We start from the raw sequence: 15,953 nt of genomic DNA on the forward strand, positions 1-15,953 counted from the left end.
AGCGTTCATCCTGAGCCAGGATCAAACTCTCCAATAAAGTTAGTTTGTCTAGCATCTAAAAATAAAAATTGACGTTTCACGTTGTTTGTTTCGTTCAGTTTTCAAAGAACTACTTGGTCGCTCATTTGCGACTTCCTTATGTTAACATCTTCGTTAGTTAATGTCAACTAAGTTTTTCATTTCGTTTGTCGTGTTCTGCGTTATTGCATCGGCGACTTTTTCTATATTACACCTCTAATCCCTAATCGTCAACATGTTTTTCTAAAAAAAATATAAAAAGGCTTATTTCTTTTAAAATAAGCCTTTTTATCATATACCATTCTATTCGTTTATTATCTTTCTATAATTGGTAACGAGACGATAAACTGAATAATACCATCCTCATATTCAGCTCGAATACTACCACCTTGTAATTCAACAATACTTTTCGCAATCGCCAATCCAAGGCCCGATCCTTCTGTTACTCTACTTCTAGATTGATCTTTCTTATAAAAGCGTTCAAACAAACTCGCTAACTCTTCTCTCGTAAACTCTTCACTATGATTCGCAATTACAATTTGTATATCCCGGCGCTGCCTTTGAAGAGAAACTTTTATCTCCCCATCATCTTTACTATACTTAATCGCGTTCATTAATAGATTATCAAATACACGGACCATCTTTTCCGAATCAATCGCTGCATAGGCACGTTCCTCAGGAAACTTCTTAACAAACGTAAGTCCATGCTCTTCCGCTTGCGGTACTAACTCTTCTATTAATTGCTCCAATAACTCATTTACACATACTTCTTGTTTTTCTAACACAACTTGTTCATTCGTTAACTTCGTATACTCAAATAAATCTTCTATTAAATTCTTTAACTGCTCCGACTTCGCAAAAGCAATTCTCGTATACTCATCATGTTGTTCTTGATTTTCATATTTAGAATCTCGAAGTAATCGTAAGTAACCCATAATAGAAGTAAGTGGTGTACGTAAATCATGAGATACATTCGTAATAAGCTCATTTTTCTGCTTTTCTAATTTACGTTCTTTTTCTATATTATTCATAAGCTCTTCCGCCATATTATTAATATTCTCAGTTAAAGACGCAATCTCATCTTCACCTTTCTTCTCAATACGGTACGCTAAGTTTCCTTTTTCTATTTCCTTTACACCTTCTGCCATCGCTTCAATTTGCTTCATCTTCCTCTTTGTTATATAGAAGAAAGAGAAAATGAACACGAGTACACCAATTAAAAATGGGAATGGTCCTTCTTCCGTATCATACATTACTACACCATCTGGTATTCCACTAACGAACATATATAAATTCTTATCTTCTATTGTAATAGGTGAAAAAGCTATAAATTCTTTTCTCGTATTTTCAAATACATCTCGACCATTTGAATAGTTAATCGCAAATGATGCTGCATTACGAATCGTATTATGCAAATCGATTTGCTCTTCTTGCGCCTGCTTCGTTTTATATAAAACTTTACCACTCTCATCAGTAACCAATATTTTTAAAGCTCTAGATCCTTGCTCTAAATTTTGATTCTCCATTTCGATCATATCGGATATAGCTTCTAATTTATTTTCATGAACCGAACTATTTGCCGCCCCTTGAGCTTGGTGATTAATTCGTTCCATACCAGCCCCATAATCGATAGTCGCTTGACGATTCGCATTCTCAAAAAATGGCGCAGCTGCCTTTGCTGACAAAACTCCTAATAACGCACAAGCAGCAAAAGTAGTAATCAATTGAATTCTTATACTCTTCCGTACGCTCTTTACTAATTTCTCAATTAATTCTCTTGTTTTCCTTACATAAGTAAAAGGATTAAATATCTTTTTCAATCTTATACCCCACTCCCCATACTGTTTTTATATATCTAGGTTTCCTTGGATTCTCCTCAATCTTTTCACGTACTTTTCGAATATGAACCATTACAGTATTATCAGACTGGAAAGATCGTTCGTTCCAAACCTTTTCATAAATTTGCTCCGCGCTAAAGACCATACCTGGATTACGGGCTAGCAATTCTAAAATTGAAAATTCCCTCGGAGTTAGTTTCACTTCTTCTCCCTCTACAATAACTTTATGGGTTGAGCTGTTAATTTTCATCTCTCCAATTTCTAGCTCGTCCTCATTTTGTATAGCGAAACCATTCATTTTCATATAACGGCGTAACTGAGATTTAATTCTTGCGATTAACTCTAACGGATTAAACGGCTTCGTTACATAATCATCAGCACCCGTTGTTAATCCTAAAATCTTATCCATATCTTGCGTTTTCGCTGAAAGCATAATGATTGGCATTTCTTTTTCTTCCCTTACTTTCATACACATATGAATACCGTCTACTTTTGGCATCATAATATCTAGTACGACTAGATGCACTTCATTTTCTTCCAGGAGACGTAATCCTTCTTCTCCATCTCCTGCTTGCAGTACTTTATATCCTTCATTCTTTAAATAGATTGTAATTAAATTTCGAATTTCTTTTTCATCATCTACGACAAGTATTGTTTCGTGTGCCACAATATCTCCCCCATTACTTTTTTAATCCCTAACTTCTATTATAGGAAAACTTCTGAAGAAAAACGCTCGGAAATCCTTAAGTTTTTCTGAAGACGCAAAAAAGGTCTAGACTCCCCTTAAGTCTAGACCTTTCAAAAAACCCCTTTTATTTACGAACGTAGATGAAATATAGTACGAATAAAACTCCCATAACATACATAATTGGATGAATCTCTTTACGACGACCACTTACTACCATTGTAATTGGATAGAAGATAAACCCAATCGCAATCCCTGTCGCAATACTATACGTAAGTGGCATTGAAATGATTGTAAAGAATGCTGGTACTGCAATCTCGAATTTCTTCCAATCAATTTCTCCTAAAGAAGAAACCATCAAGATCCCTACAATAATTAATGCTGGTGCCGTTACAGCTGGTGTTACAACACTTAGTAATGGCGAGAAGAATAGTGCCAGTAAGAAGAATCCCGCTGTTACAACTGCTGTAAATCCAGAACGTCCTCCCGCTGCTACCCCTGCAGACGATTCAATGTAAGACGTTGTTGTTGATGTACCTAAGATCGCACCGATTACAGTTGCAATCGCATCTGCAAATAACGCTTTTCCTGCACGTGGTAATTTATTGTTCTTCATTAATCCCGCTTGATTCGCAACCGCTACAAGCGTACCTGCTGTATCAAAGAAATCGATAAAGAAGAACGTTATAATAACAATCCCCATTTGAACAGTGAAAATATCTCCAAAGTGCGTTAACGCCGCACCGAACGTTGGTTCTAGACTCGGTATTGCTCCCACTACAGCTTTCGGAGTATCAATTAATCCTGTTGCCACTCCTAAGATCGCTGTAAGAATCATACCGTAGAATACTGCACCATTAACTTTCTTAATCATGAAGATGATTGTCGTAACAACTCCGAAAATTGCTAGTAACGTTGTGCCCTTTGTTAAATCCCCCAACCCAACAAGGACAGCATCATTTTTCACGATAATTCCGGCATTTTGGAATCCAAGGAAGGCAATGAATAATCCGATACCTGCCGCTACTGCAAACTTTAACTCTGATGGAATTGCATTAATGATTTTTTCACGAATACCTGAAGCAGTAAGAATAATAAAGATAATACCTGACATTAACGTTCCAGCAATTGCTGTCTGCCACGGAATACCCATCGTTAACACTGCCGTATAAGCAAAGAACGCGTTAATTCCCATACCTGGCGCTAAAGCAATTGGATACTTCGCGAAAATACCCATAATTAAAGAACCGATTGCTGCTGCTAATGCTGTAGCAACGAATACTGCACCCGGATCCATTCCTGTACCTGCCGGTAATCCTTTAACATTTCCAAGTGACAGCGTAGCAGGATTGACAAATAGCACATACGCCATAGATAAAAATGTCGTTAAACCTGCTATGAACTCTGTTTTATAATTTGTGCCGAGTTCATCAAACTGAAAATAGCGTTTCATCTTACGTTTCCCCCGTTATATGATTACTCGCCGCAATTCCCTAGCCCTCTTTTATCTATTAAAAATAAAAAAGGCTTCCATTGCATATACATGGAAGCGTTCTATGAATAAAGATAAGATTCCCCTCACCTTTATAAAAACGCCTCGTAGTCAAGCCATTTACGGTAGCTAGGTAGAAACTTTCGGGCCATATCCCCGATATTATACGACGGCATAATATTCACTTTTCGTTTGAATTACATACTCATATTAACTCTTGAAAGTATTTTTGTCAATTTAAAAACGAACATTTTTATGAACTTTTATATTTTCGTTCGTATTTAACTTAAAATATAAAAGATCCATCTATGCATGAGCAATAGATGGATCTTTTATTATAATACTATTCCCACTCAATTGTTGCTGGTGGCTTACTCGTTACATCATACACGATACGGTTAACGTGTTTTACTTCGTTTACGATACGTACAGAGATTTTCTCTAATACATCCCAAGGGATACGTGCCCAGTCAGCTGTCATACCGTCGATAGATGTTACTGCACGGATACCTACTGTGTAATCGTAAGTACGCTCGTCACCCATAACACCTACGCTACGCATACCAGGAAGCGCAGTGAAGTATTGCCAGATTTCGCGGTCTAATCCTGCTTTAATAATTTCTTCACGTAAAATCGCATCAGATTCACGAACGATTTCTAATTTCTCTTCTGTGATTTCACCTAATACACGAATACCAAGACCAGGGCCTGGGAATGGTTGACGCCATACGATTTCATCAGGAATTCCTAGTTCTGATCCTAATACACGTACTTCATCTTTAAATAATGTGTTTAAAGGCTCAATTAATTTGAACTGCATGTCTTCTGGAAGTCCACCAACGTTATGGTGAGATTTAATTGTTTGTGCAGTTGCTGTACCACTCTCAACGATATCTGTGTAAAGTGTACCTTGCGCTAGGAAGTCCATTCCTTGTAATTTAGACGCTTCATCATCAAATACGTAAATGAATTCATTACCGATGATTTTACGTTTTTGTTCTGGATCTTCTACACCTTTTAACTTGTTCATGAAGCGTTCTTGTGCATCCACTTTAATAACGTTCATGTGGAAGCCTTCGCTGAATGTTTTCATAACGCCTTCTGCTTCACCTTTACGAAGTAAGCCATGATCAACGAAAATACATGTTAATTGGTCGCCGATCGCTTTATGAATTAATACTGCTACAACAGAAGAGTCTACACCGCCACTAAGTGCGCATAGTACTTTTTTGTCTCCAACAGTTTCACGGATTTTCTCTAATTCTACTTCGATAAAGTTCTCCATGTTCCATCCTTCAGAACAACCACATACGCCGAATACGAAGTTTTTAATTAAATCGTTACCGTGCTCAGAGTGACGTACTTCTGGGTGGAATTGTACACCGTATAAGTTTTTCGCTTCATTGCTCATACCAGCAATTGGACAAGACTCACTTGTTGCATCTACTACGAATCCTTCAGGTAAACCAGTTACTAAGTCGCCATGGCTCATCCATACAACTTGCTCTTCTGGAAGGTTCGCATATAATTTTGATTCGTTCTCTACTTTAAGAACAGCTTTTCCGTACTCACGGTGATTTGCACGCTCTACTTTACCACCGAATTGTTGCGTCATAAGCTGCATACCGTAACAAATACCGAAGATCGGTAATCCTAGGTCAAAGATTTTTTCATCACAATGTAATGCACCTTCACCGTATACACTATTTGGTCCACCAGAGAAGATAATCCCTTTTGGATTCATTGCTTTAATTTCTTCTGCAGTAATTGTATGTGGATGAAGTTCACTGTATACACCGAACTCACGAATTCGACGTGCTATTAACTGATTGTACTGACTCCCAAAATCTAAAACGATAATTGTATCATGCTGCTTCTTCAAAATAATCACCCCAACGTTAGTTCTCGTATATAAATATTTTCACCAATTTGGCAAAAAGCATTACTAATATAATAAAAAAAGCCAGTCCTCCGCCTCTAGTCTCATAACAAAGAAAAGGCAGGGGTCTGGCTTTATAAAGAAAGATAGTCTTCCGTTCTTTATAAATATAAGACACACTGCCTTCATAGTCAGGTTGTTTACGGTAACCCGGTAGAGACTCTCAAACCTTATCTTTGAGGATATATGAAGGATCGTTTTATATTATCTTCCTAGATTCTAACAATGAAGTATCAATATGGTCAAGAGAGAAAGCGACAAAATTCTACAGAAATTCATTTCCTTTTCTAAAAAACATAAAAAAACATCCATTTCTATATAGAAATGGATGTTTTTTAGGACAAACGGAATTACATCATTCCGCCCATACCGCCCATGCCCATGCCGCCCATGTCAGGCATTGCTGGTGCATTTGGTTCTGGCTTGTCAGCTACTACAGCTTCAGTTGTTAAGAACATAGCTGCAACAGATGCTGCGTTTTGAAGTGCAGAGCGAGTTACTTTAGCTGGATCTACGATACCAGTTTCAAGCATGTTAACCCACTCGCCAGTAGCTGCGTTGAAACCAACGCCTACTTTTTCGCCTTTTAGACGCTCTACAACTACAGATCCTTCTAGACCAGCGTTGATTGCGATTTGACGAACTGGCTCTTCTAGTGCGCGAAGTACGATGTTGATACCTGTAGCTTCGTCGCCTTCAGCTACGATAGCAGCAACTTTCGTGTATACGTTCATAAGTGAAGTACCACCACCTGCAACGATACCTTCTTCTACTGCTGCACGAGTTGAGTTAAGTGCATCTTCAATGCGAAGTTTGCGCTCTTTTAACTCAGTTTCAGTTGCTGCACCTACTTTAATTACTGCTACGCCACCTGCAAGTTTTGCAAGACGCTCTTGTAATTTTTCACGATCGAATTCAGAAGTTGTTTCTTCTAATTGCGCACGGATTTGACCAATGCGAGCTTCGATTTGTTGTGAATTTCCAATACCTTCAACTACAGTTGTGTTTTCTTTCGTTACAACAACTTTACCAGCGCGTCCTAAAGATTCAACTGTAGCAGATTTTAAGTCACGGCCTAATTCTTCAGTGATTACTTCGCCACCAGTTAAGATTGCGATATCTTCTAGCATTGCTTTACGACGGTCACCAAATCCAGGAGCTTTAACAGCTACTACATTGAATGTACCACGAAGTTTGTTCACTACTAATGTAGCTAACGCTTCGCCTTCTACATCTTCAGCAATGATAAGAAGTGGTTTACCTTGTTGTACCACTTGCTCTAATACTGGTAAGATTTCTTGAATGTTAGAAATCTTTTTGTCAGTAATTAAGATGTATGGGTTATCAAGAACTGCTTCCATCTTATCAGAATCAGTAATCATGTAAGGAGATGCATATCCACGATCAAATTGCATACCTTCTACTACGTCTAATTCTGTTGTGAAGCCTTTAGATTCTTCTAAAGTAATAACGCCGTCGTTACCAACGCGCTCCATTGCTTCAGCAATTAATTGACCTACTTCTTCGTCAGCCGCAGAAATAGCAGCTACTTGTGCGATAGAAGATTTACCTTCGATTGGTTTAGAAATCGTTTTTAATTCTTCAATTGCAGCAGTAACAGCTTTTTCGATACCTTTACGAAGACCCATTGGGTTCGCACCAGCTGTTACGTTTTTAAGACCTTCACGAATCATAGCTTGTGCTAATACAGTTGCAGTTGTTGTTCCGTCACCAGCTACATCATTTGTTTTGCTAGCAACTTCTGCTACTAATTTCGCACCCATGTTTTCGAATGCATCTTCTAATTCAATTTCTTTTGCGATTGTTACACCATCATTTGTAATAAGTGGTGAACCAAATTTTTTCTCAAGTACAACGTTACGACCTTTTGGTCCAAGTGTTACTTTTACTGCGTTTGCAAGAGTGTCGACACCGCGAAGCATCGAACGACGTGCTTCTTCACTAAATTTAATATCTTTTGCCATAATAATTGACCCCCTTGGATTTTTTAAGATTTATATAATTAACCGATAACTGCTAAAATGTCACTTTCACGTAAAATCAAGTAGTCTGTACCTTCATATTTCACTTCAGTACCTGCATATTTTGAGAAGATGATAAGATCACCTGCTGCTACCTCTAAAGCAACACGCTCACCATTTTCAAGCACTCGACCAGTACCTACTGCAATAACTTTACCCTCTTGTGGTTTTTCTTTTGCTGTGTCTGGTAATACAATACCACTTGCTGTTTTTTCTTCCGCTTGAACAAGCTCAATTACAACGCGATCACCTAATGGCTTTAGCATGAACAATAACCTCCTCATTTTGTTATGTAAATTTTATTTATTAGCACTCAAGTCACCCGAGTGCTAACACACTTATAATAATAAATAATCTCAATTTCTTTTGCAAGTAAAAAAATCATAATTTTTTCGCAAATTACGCTATAAACTTTTCTATATAGAGTTCCTCTTCTTCTACCTTTACTATATGAATCGTTGTTTCCACTACTCGTATGTTACAATATGAAAGGACACCCTAAGTTGTTTTCGCTACAAACACAACTTTCTCCTGTCTTCTATTATAATTTCAAATAAGGATTTACAAAAAAAACATAATTTAAGTAAGGTTTATATCGTAGGTAGCATATTTACATGTTATCCTACCTTATCTCATACACTAGAGTTAGAAAGGATGGTTAAACCATTTGAAAAAACAATATTGGTGGGTTATCGTTACATACATTTTAATGCAGTTATCATCAATTGCTGGATTACCACTTCTTCTGAAAACTGGACTTTATGATAACAGGGGATTTACTAGGGAAGAGAAATTTCAACTCATAACTGGTCACTGGGCGATCATTAGCTTCTTTATTGCATTATGTATCGTACTTTGGTTACTTAGAACAGATATTCGCGACAGACATTTAGATAAGATGCGTTCTACTGTTCCAGCTACGATTGGTTGGATTTTTATCGGGTTCTTCTTAGCATTTTTCTCGCAAAGTATTGCTGGCATGATCGAAATGTATGTATTAGGTATTAAACCTGGATCTGAAAATACAGCGAGACTTATGGATATCGCAAGAACGACACCTTGGTTCCTTATCGTTATTTCTATAATCGGACCTATTTTAGAAGAAATCGTATTTAGAAAAATTTTATTTGGTACACTTTATAAGAAGTTTAACTTCTTTATTGCCGCTATCATTAGTTCCCTTGTATTTGCGGCGATTCATTTTGATTTTACTCACTTATTGGTATACACCGCTATGGGGCTCGTATTCGCCTTCTTATATGTAAAAACGAAACGTATTATCGTTCCAATTGCCGCTCATGTTGCAATGAATACATTAGTTGCAGTTGCTCAAGTTTTAGTAAGTAACGAACAAATTCAAGAAATGATTAAAGAAGCTGAAAAAATGCAAGGCTTTATCGGAGGATTTTTAGTATGAGAAACTCACCATTGTTCATGGCTGCATTGTACTTCCTTCTAGGATGTATCTTTACACGCTTCGCCATTACGAACGTAACAGATACAATCTGGAATATGTGGACAATACTATTTGCAGTTATGGCAACGATTGATTTTAATTTGGCACTTCGCCTTATCTTAGTTAAATTCACAAAGAAAAAACAATAATAAAACGCAGAGGTCGCTTCCTCTGCGTTTTATTGTGGATAATTTTTCAAAAAGTAAACAAGTGTTTGTAACTCCACTGCTAAATCAATATGATGAATTCTTATATTGTCTGACACATTTAAGCGTGCTGGTGTGAAATTCAAAATACCATGCACATTTGTTTCTGCCAATCTATCGGCTACAGATTGCGCTACTGTAGCGGGTACTGTTAATATTGCCACTTGTATATCAGTTGATAAACGTTCTTCTAATTCATCTAAGTGATATACAGGAATGCCTCCGATTTCTGTTCCAACTTTCTCTTCACTAACATCAAACGCCATTTCAATTTTTGTATTATTATTTTTCGTGAAATTATAATGTAAGAAAGCGGTCCCTAAATTACCTACTCCAATAAGCGCTACACGTGTTATATCATCTTGGTCGAGTGTTTCACGGAAAAATGATAATAAATAATTTACGTTATATCCATATCCTTTTTTCCCTAACGCTCCAAAGTATGAGAAATCTCTTCGAATTGTTGCGGAATCAACCTTTACCGCTTCACTTAATTCGGCTGATGAAACACGTTGCTTACCAGACAGAGATAAGTTTTGGATAAATCGATAGTATAGAGGCAATCTCTTAGCAGTGGCTTGTGGAATTTTCTGCTGCTCCATATAACCTCTCCTCTCTTCCTATCTTTATTCATATGCTTTAATCAAATACAGAAGTTTAGCACTTATTAAATTCCTTGTATAATAGAAAGAAGAAGTATTCTCTCTGTATTTTAAACTATACACTATTTTTAGTATGATTGAGAAATATAAACATGGCAAAGTTAAGAAATTATTTGAGGTGAAAACATTGATTTTATTACAAGTAAACGCGCTTTCGAAATTATACGGTGCAGAAACGATTCTTGCAAACATAAAATTGGAAGTTCAAACGAAGGATCGTATCGCATTAGTCGGACGAAATGGAGCCGGAAAATCTACATTATTAAAAATAATAGCTGGTGAGCTATCTCATGATGGTGGCGAAATTATAAAACCGAAAGATGTCTCAATCGGATATTTAGCCCAAAATACCGGGTTAGAAACGTCTTTAACAATTTGGGATGAAATGTTAACCGTCTTTACACACTTGCAACAAATGGAGACAAAGCTTCGAAGGCTAGAGCAAGAGATGGGAAAAGAAGAAAACTTTTCAAACGAGGCTACATATGAAAGATTATTAGCTGATTATGACCAATTGCAATTAGATTATAAAGATCAAGGTGGCTACCAATATGAAGCAGATATCCGTTCGATTTTAAGTGGTCTTGGCTTCCCAGTTGAAACGCACCAGACGACGATTTCCACATTAAGCGGTGGACAAAAAACACGATTAGCTCTCGGTAAATTATTATTAACGAAACCAGACCTACTTATTTTGGACGAGCCTACAAACCATTTAGACATCGAAACATTAACATGGCTTGAACAATATTTACAAGGTTATCCTGGCGCAATACTAATCGTTTCCCATGACCGTTATTTCTTAGATAAACTCGTTACACAAGTATATGAAATTTCGAATAAAGAAAGTAGACGATTTGTTGGTAACTACAGTAAATATTTAGACTTAAAATCAGCACTATACGAGCAGGAAATGAAACGTTATGAAAAACAACAAGATGAAATCGCTAAGCTGGAAGACTTCGTTCAAAAAAATATAGCTCGTGCATCTACGACAAAACGTGCGCAAAGCCGTCGTAAACAATTAGACCGAATGGAATTATTAACAAGACCATTAGGTGATTCTAAGTCAGCTTCCTTCCACTTCGATATTGAAAAACAAAGTGGAAATGACGTTTTACAAGTAAAGGATGCAACCATCGGATATGATGAGGATCCGATTATTGAACATGTAACAATGCGCTTAACTCGCGGGGATAGTGTTGCTTTAGTTGGTCCAAACGGAATTGGAAAATCCACATTATTAAAATCACTTGTGAATAAGTTACCCCTATTAAATGGTGATGTTTCTTTCGGATCCAATGTATCTGTTGGCTATTATGATCAGGAACAAGCTAACTTAACATCTTCGAAGCGCGTATTAAATGAATTATGGGATGAATATCCTCTGCAACCTGAAAAGGAAATTCGCACGATACTAGGTAACTTCTTATTCACAGGGGATGATGTACTAAAACCAGTATCTTCTCTGAGTGGTGGACAAAAAGCTCGGTTAGCCCTTGCAAAACTTATGATGCAAAAATCAAATTTATTAATTCTCGATGAACCTACGAACCATCTTGATTTAAATAGTAAAGAGATTTTGGAGAATGCTTTAATCGATTATCCAGGTACTCTTCTATTTGTCTCACATGACCGCTACTTTATTAATCGTGTAACGACAACCGTTGTTGAGTTATCAACAGAAGGTGCACAGGAGTATTTAGGGGATTACGATTACTACGTTGCAAAGAAAAATGAGATGATCGAACGTGCGGAATTAGAGCAAGAAGATGAAGCACCGGTTCAAAAGACAGTTGCACAAGAAAAATTAAATTATCTCGAAGAAAAAGAGCGCAAAAAATTAGAGCGTCAACGTACTCGAAAAATTGAGGAGCTAGAACAAAACATTGTAGTATTGGAAGAAGAAATTGCTACGTTAGAAGATCAACTTTGCTTACCAGAAATATATGCAGATTATGAAAAGGCTAGTGAAATTACAACAAAAAAACAAACACTACAAGAGCAACTCGATGCTTGTATGGCAGAATGGGAAGAATTGCATTTATAAGAGTATGAATAAGGAGGATGTCTCATAAGTCGGGATTTTTGACTATGTGACATCCTTTTTGTTTTCTAGAGCGAAGCAACGTCATCGTACATGAACGTTTTTTGAATATGTCCATCGTAACTGGAACTATATCAACGATTCGACACCAAGTATCGATTTACCGACAAAGTTTGACATCTATACCAATTCGCAAATTAAAAGAAGATTATCTCGAAATATCTTTTCAGATATTCACCATTATTTTATTTCCCGAAAAAGGATATATTCAAAGGTCAGACTTCGTTTGATTTATCCACAACGTTATACACATATCCACCTTTAATATATAAACACAGAAATAACTTTTCCACATTATCCACAATCACTAAAAAAGTTATTAACATTTTATATACACAGTAAAAGCCACATTATCAACAGATAATATGGCTTTTATCCACAAGCTGTGGTTAATTTTGTGTATAACTATGCTTCAATATCTAATCCTGGATTTGCATTTAAAGCTAATGTAGCACGTTTTCCTTGTTCATATGCAATCGTACCTGCCGCTGCAATCATCGCTGCATTATCTGTGCATAAAGATAACGGAGGAATAATTAGCTCAATATTTTCTTTTGGCGCAAATTCTGCCTCCAAACGTGTGCGAAGTCCTTTATTCGCAGCAACTCCACCAGCGAGAAGCAGTTGTTTTACATTATACGCTTCTGCTGCACGAGATGCTTTCGTTACCAGCACATCTATTACACTCTCTTGGAAACTTGCTGCTAAATCTTCCGGTGCAATTTCGATTCCTCGTTGTTTTGCGTTATGCACAGTGTTGATAACTGCTGATTTCAATCCACTAAAGCTGAAATCATACGAATCCGGTTCTAGCCATGCACGAGGCAAATCGATTGTTGGTTCTCCTTCGTGTGCAAGGCGATCAATATGAGGCCCCCCTGGATATGGCATGGATAACGTACGAGCTACTTTATCATATGCCTCTCCAGCTGCATCATCTCTTGTTTCACCAATTACTTCAAATGAACCATGCTCTTTCATATAAACAAGCTCTGTATGTCCACCAGATACAACAAGTGATAGTAGTGGGAACTGAACTTCTTTTACTAAACGGTTTGCGTAAATGTGACCAGCGATATGATGAACACCAACTAGAGGAATATCATGTGCAAAAGCTACTGCTTTCGCTGCATTTACCCCTATTAAAAGCGCTCCTACTAAACCAGGCCCTTCTGTTACAGCAATTGCATCAATATCATCAAATGTGATATTTGCTTCTTTTAATGCTTCTTCTAACACAACTGTAATTTCTTCTACATGATGACGGGATGCAATCTCTGGTACAACTCCACCAAAACGTTTATGACTTTCAATTTGTGATGCAACGACATTCGCAATAATTTCCGTTCCATTTTTAACAACCGCTACTGCTGTTTCATCACAACTTGTTTCAATGCCGAGTATAATCGTATTTTTTTCCATTATATATTCACCCACATTACGAGACCATCTTCCTGATTGTCTGCATAGTATCGTTTACGAATTCCACCATTTTGAAATCCGTATTTTCTGTATAACTGTTTTGCTACTTCATTTGATACACGTACTTCAAGTGTCATCGTTTTTACTCCTAGAGCTTTCGCTTCGGAAATAACTTCTTTCAATAAAGCATCTCCTAGCTTCTGACCTCTGTATTCTGGTAAAATGGCTATATTTGTTATATGTAATTCATCAATAATTATCCACAATCCACAATACCCAATTACACGACCATCTTTTTCTAGCACAACATAATGTGCATGTTCATTCATCGTTAACTCACGGTGAAAGGCATCTGCAGTCCAAGGAGTTGAAAAAGATGCTACTTCAATAGCTACAATTTGAGCAATATCATCGAATTCCATCTTTCTAAATATCATATCCATCTTCTGCAAGCTCCTACTTGTTTTGACTTTCTAACCACTTTGTTTCAGCTTCAGCTAAACGAAGATAACTAGGAACAAATGAATGTACATCTTGTTCTGCTTTTTGTAATCCTAAGAACGCTAACTCACTTGGTCTTGGGTTATTTTTAGTGAAAGGAGCAAATACAGCTTGATCGCCTAAATGTTCGATAATTGTTTCTTTGTGCAGTTTAACATCGTTACCAATAAATAAAACAGGCTTTCCTTTATCTTGTAACATTTGCAACCAGTCTACAATAAGGATGATTCGGTCTTCTTCTATAGAAGTTAAATTCTCTCCTTCATATGTATATAAGCCAGTATAAATTTGTCCACGTCTTCCGTCGAATAAAGGACAGATTAGTCCATTAAAATTAACACCATTTGCAGCTACTACTTCTAAACTTGATACACCTACAATTGGTATTTGAAGTGACCAAGCTAATGTTTTCGCAGCTGTAACACCTATGCGAACACCTGTATACGATCCTGGTCCAGCTGCTACAACAATTTTAGTTAATTCTTTCGGCTTTACACCGCATTCTTTTAACAGTTGTTCTACAGCTGGCATAAGACGTACAGAATGGTTTTTTGTTAAATTCGTAATGATTTCCCCAATTACATTTCCTTCCTCAATAAGGGATACGCCCATTACGTAATTTGAAGTATCAATTGCTAGTACTTTCATCTTGTAATAGCTCCTCACATAATCTAATATATCGGTCTCCAATTGGCTCGAGCACAATTTTTCTTGTGTCATCTCCAGCATGGAATAAACTAATTTGTAACTTTTCATTTGGTAAATATGCTTCTATTAAATGAGCCCATTCTACTACTGTAATTCCTTCACCGTAGAAATACTCATCAAAACCTAAGTCTTCTTCACTTTCTGCTAAGCGATACACGTCCATATGATATAGCGGTAATCTTCCTTTATATTCTTTAATGATATTAAAGGTAGGACTATTTACAACTCTTTTCACTCCAAGACCTTTTGCTAGTCCTTTCGTAAAAGTCGTCTTACCAGCTCCCAGATCTCCTTCTAAAATAATTACATCTTGTGCCCCGACAAGTTCACCTAGTTTTTCTGATAATCTTTGTGTTTCCTCAGATGATTTTGTTGTTATTTCATATTTACTCACAGACTTCACCTACTTTACTCACAATGTTCTCTGCTCTTTATTATACAGGTTTTAAATATATAAAAAAGTCCTTAGGAGTTTTCCTAAGGATAGTTTGACTGTCTTTATTAGTTTTTTGTTAAAACAAATAAAAAAATACGAAACAACATGTTTCGTTCTTTTCTTTATATAAAATGGCGGTCCCGACCGGGGTCGAACCGGCGATCTCCTGCGTGACAGGCAGGCATGTTAACCACTACACCACGGGACCATTTGGTTGCGGGGACAGGATTTGAACCTGCGACCTTCGGGTTATGAGCCCGACGAGCTACCGTGCTGCTCCACCCCGCGATGATATAAATAGCTTGGCGACGTCCTACTCTCACAGGGACAAGGTCCCAACTACCATCGGCGCTAGAGAGCTTAACTTCCGTGTTCGGTATGGGAACGGGTGTGACCTCTCTGCCATCATCACCAAACTATTGAAGGCATATTCCTTCAAAA

At 37.2% G+C, this 15,953-nt stretch carries 14 protein-coding genes, 2 tRNA genes, 1 rRNA gene and 2 riboswitches; of the genes, 3 read left to right on the forward strand and 14 right to left on the reverse strand.

Annotated elements, in window-relative coordinates:
- Positions 1-332: 332 nt before the first annotated feature.
- The 6 genes from ampS to groES form a co-directional block, all read right to left on the reverse strand.
- A complete protein-coding gene (ampS, locus tag ACYVEC_RS29890; protein ID WP_460509509.1) occupies positions 333-1,838 on the reverse strand; it encodes an aminopeptidase AmpS in 1,506 nt (501 codons plus the stop codon).
- A complete protein-coding gene (locus ACYVEC_RS29895; protein ID WP_063221705.1) occupies positions 1,822-2,523 on the reverse strand; it encodes a response regulator transcription factor in 702 nt (233 codons plus the stop codon). The genes ampS and ACYVEC_RS29895 overlap by 17 nt, the downstream gene beginning before the upstream one ends.
- A 145-nt stretch (positions 2,524-2,668) precedes the next feature.
- Entirely contained in the window at positions 2,669-3,994 is a 1,326-nt protein-coding gene (locus ACYVEC_RS29900; protein ID WP_000833093.1) for an NCS2 family permease, read from the reverse strand.
- 127 nt (positions 3,995-4,121) lie between these two features.
- Positions 4,122-4,223, reverse strand: a riboswitch (purine riboswitch).
- Positions 4,224-4,376: 153 nt separating this feature from the next.
- The gene (guaA, locus tag ACYVEC_RS29905; protein ID WP_141526296.1) at positions 4,377-5,915 is read right to left on the reverse strand and encodes a glutamine-hydrolyzing GMP synthase; all 1,539 of its coding nucleotides are present in this window, start codon (positions 5,913-5,915) and stop codon (positions 4,377-4,379) included.
- 165 nt (positions 5,916-6,080) lie between these two features.
- Positions 6,081-6,182: riboswitch (purine riboswitch) on the reverse strand.
- 140 nt (positions 6,183-6,322) lie between these two features.
- Positions 6,323-7,957 (reverse strand): chaperonin GroEL, encoded by a 1,635-nt coding sequence (gene groL, locus ACYVEC_RS29910; RefSeq protein WP_063221707.1) that lies wholly within the window; start codon positions 7,955-7,957, stop codon positions 6,323-6,325.
- Between the two features lie 38 nt (positions 7,958-7,995).
- Positions 7,996-8,280 carry a co-chaperone GroES gene (groES, locus tag ACYVEC_RS29915; protein WP_000917306.1) on the reverse strand — a complete coding sequence of 95 codons (285 nt, stop codon included), beginning with the start codon at positions 8,278-8,280 and terminating at the stop codon, positions 7,996-7,998.
- Positions 8,281-8,681: 401 nt separating this feature from the next.
- Here groES and ACYVEC_RS29920 point away from each other — a divergent pair, with 401 nt between their 5' ends.
- Positions 8,682-9,431, forward strand: coding sequence for a CPBP family intramembrane glutamic endopeptidase (locus ACYVEC_RS29920; RefSeq protein WP_063221708.1), 750 nt, complete (start codon positions 8,682-8,684; stop codon positions 9,429-9,431).
- Positions 9,428-9,619: a YdiK family protein gene (locus tag ACYVEC_RS29925; protein WP_001246201.1), complete on the forward strand. Its 192-nt coding sequence runs from the start codon at positions 9,428-9,430 to the stop codon at positions 9,617-9,619. The genes ACYVEC_RS29920 and ACYVEC_RS29925 overlap by 4 nt, the downstream gene beginning before the upstream one ends.
- A gap of 29 nt (positions 9,620-9,648) precedes the next feature.
- On the opposite strand, the gene ACYVEC_RS29930 is transcribed toward ACYVEC_RS29925, so the two are convergent.
- Positions 9,649-10,278, reverse strand: coding sequence for a redox-sensing transcriptional repressor Rex (locus ACYVEC_RS29930; RefSeq protein WP_000437704.1), 630 nt, complete (start codon positions 10,276-10,278; stop codon positions 9,649-9,651).
- 187 nt (positions 10,279-10,465) lie between these two features.
- On the opposite strand from ACYVEC_RS29930, the gene ACYVEC_RS29935 reads away from it, so the two are divergent.
- The gene (locus ACYVEC_RS29935; RefSeq protein ID WP_242475003.1) at positions 10,466-12,388 is read left to right on the forward strand and encodes an ABC-F family ATP-binding cassette domain-containing protein; all 1,923 of its coding nucleotides are present in this window, start codon (positions 10,466-10,468) and stop codon (positions 12,386-12,388) included.
- Positions 12,389-12,850: 462 nt separating this feature from the next.
- Here the strand turns inward: ACYVEC_RS29935 and tsaD are convergent, their stop codons facing one another.
- The 7 genes from tsaD to rrf all read right to left on the reverse strand — a co-directional run bounded on the left by tsaD (position 12,851) and on the right by rrf (position 15,928).
- Positions 12,851-13,867 (reverse strand): tRNA (adenosine(37)-N6)-threonylcarbamoyltransferase complex transferase subunit TsaD, encoded by a 1,017-nt coding sequence (gene tsaD, locus ACYVEC_RS29940; RefSeq protein ID WP_060629296.1) that lies wholly within the window; start codon positions 13,865-13,867, stop codon positions 12,851-12,853.
- Positions 13,867-14,310, reverse strand: a complete 444-nt coding sequence (gene rimI / locus ACYVEC_RS29945) for a ribosomal protein S18-alanine N-acetyltransferase (RefSeq protein WP_460509515.1) — start codon at positions 14,308-14,310, stop codon at positions 13,867-13,869. Before rimI ends, tsaD begins: the two co-directional genes overlap by 1 nt.
- A 13-nt stretch (positions 14,311-14,323) precedes the next feature.
- Positions 14,324-15,016 (reverse strand): tRNA (adenosine(37)-N6)-threonylcarbamoyltransferase complex dimerization subunit type 1 TsaB, encoded by a 693-nt coding sequence (tsaB, locus tag ACYVEC_RS29950; RefSeq protein ID WP_063221711.1) that lies wholly within the window; start codon positions 15,014-15,016, stop codon positions 14,324-14,326.
- Positions 14,997-15,470: a tRNA (adenosine(37)-N6)-threonylcarbamoyltransferase complex ATPase subunit type 1 TsaE gene (tsaE, locus tag ACYVEC_RS29955; RefSeq protein WP_063221712.1), complete on the reverse strand. Its 474-nt coding sequence runs from the start codon at positions 15,468-15,470 to the stop codon at positions 14,997-14,999. The genes tsaB and tsaE overlap by 20 nt, the downstream gene beginning before the upstream one ends.
- Before the next feature lie 174 nt (positions 15,471-15,644).
- A tRNA-Asp gene (locus ACYVEC_RS29960) sits at positions 15,645-15,720 on the reverse strand.
- 3 nt (positions 15,721-15,723) lie between these two features.
- Positions 15,724-15,800 (reverse strand) — tRNA-Met (locus ACYVEC_RS29965).
- Positions 15,801-15,812: 12 nt separating this feature from the next.
- Positions 15,813-15,928 (reverse strand): 5S ribosomal RNA (rrf, locus tag ACYVEC_RS29970).
- Positions 15,929-15,953: the final 25 nt, after the last annotated feature.

The organism is Bacillus sp. MN7755 (assembly GCF_054771475.1).

Coding starts and splice junctions, on each gene's coding strand:
- ACYVEC_RS29900 (WP_000833093.1), bottom strand. CDS start 3,994: ATGAAACGCTATTTTCAGTTTGATGAACTCGGCACAAATTATAAAACA.
- groL (WP_063221707.1), bottom strand. CDS start 7,957: ATGGCAAAAGATATTAAATTTAGTGAAGAAGCACGTCGTTCGATGCTT.
- groES (WP_000917306.1), bottom strand. CDS start 8,280: ATGCTAAAGCCATTAGGTGATCGCGTTGTAATTGAGCTTGTTCAAGCG.
- ACYVEC_RS29925 (WP_001246201.1), top strand. CDS start 9,428: ATGAGAAACTCACCATTGTTCATGGCTGCATTGTACTTCCTTCTAGGA.
- ACYVEC_RS29930 (WP_000437704.1), bottom strand. CDS start 10,278: ATGGAGCAGCAGAAAATTCCACAAGCCACTGCTAAGAGATTGCCTCTA.
- tsaD (WP_060629296.1), bottom strand. CDS start 13,867: ATGGAAAAAAATACGATTATACTCGGCATTGAAACAAGTTGTGATGAA.
- rimI (WP_460509515.1), bottom strand. CDS start 14,310: ATGGATATGATATTTAGAAAGATGGAATTCGATGATATTGCTCAAATT.
- tsaB (WP_063221711.1), bottom strand. CDS start 15,016: ATGAAAGTACTAGCAATTGATACTTCAAATTACGTAATGGGCGTATCC.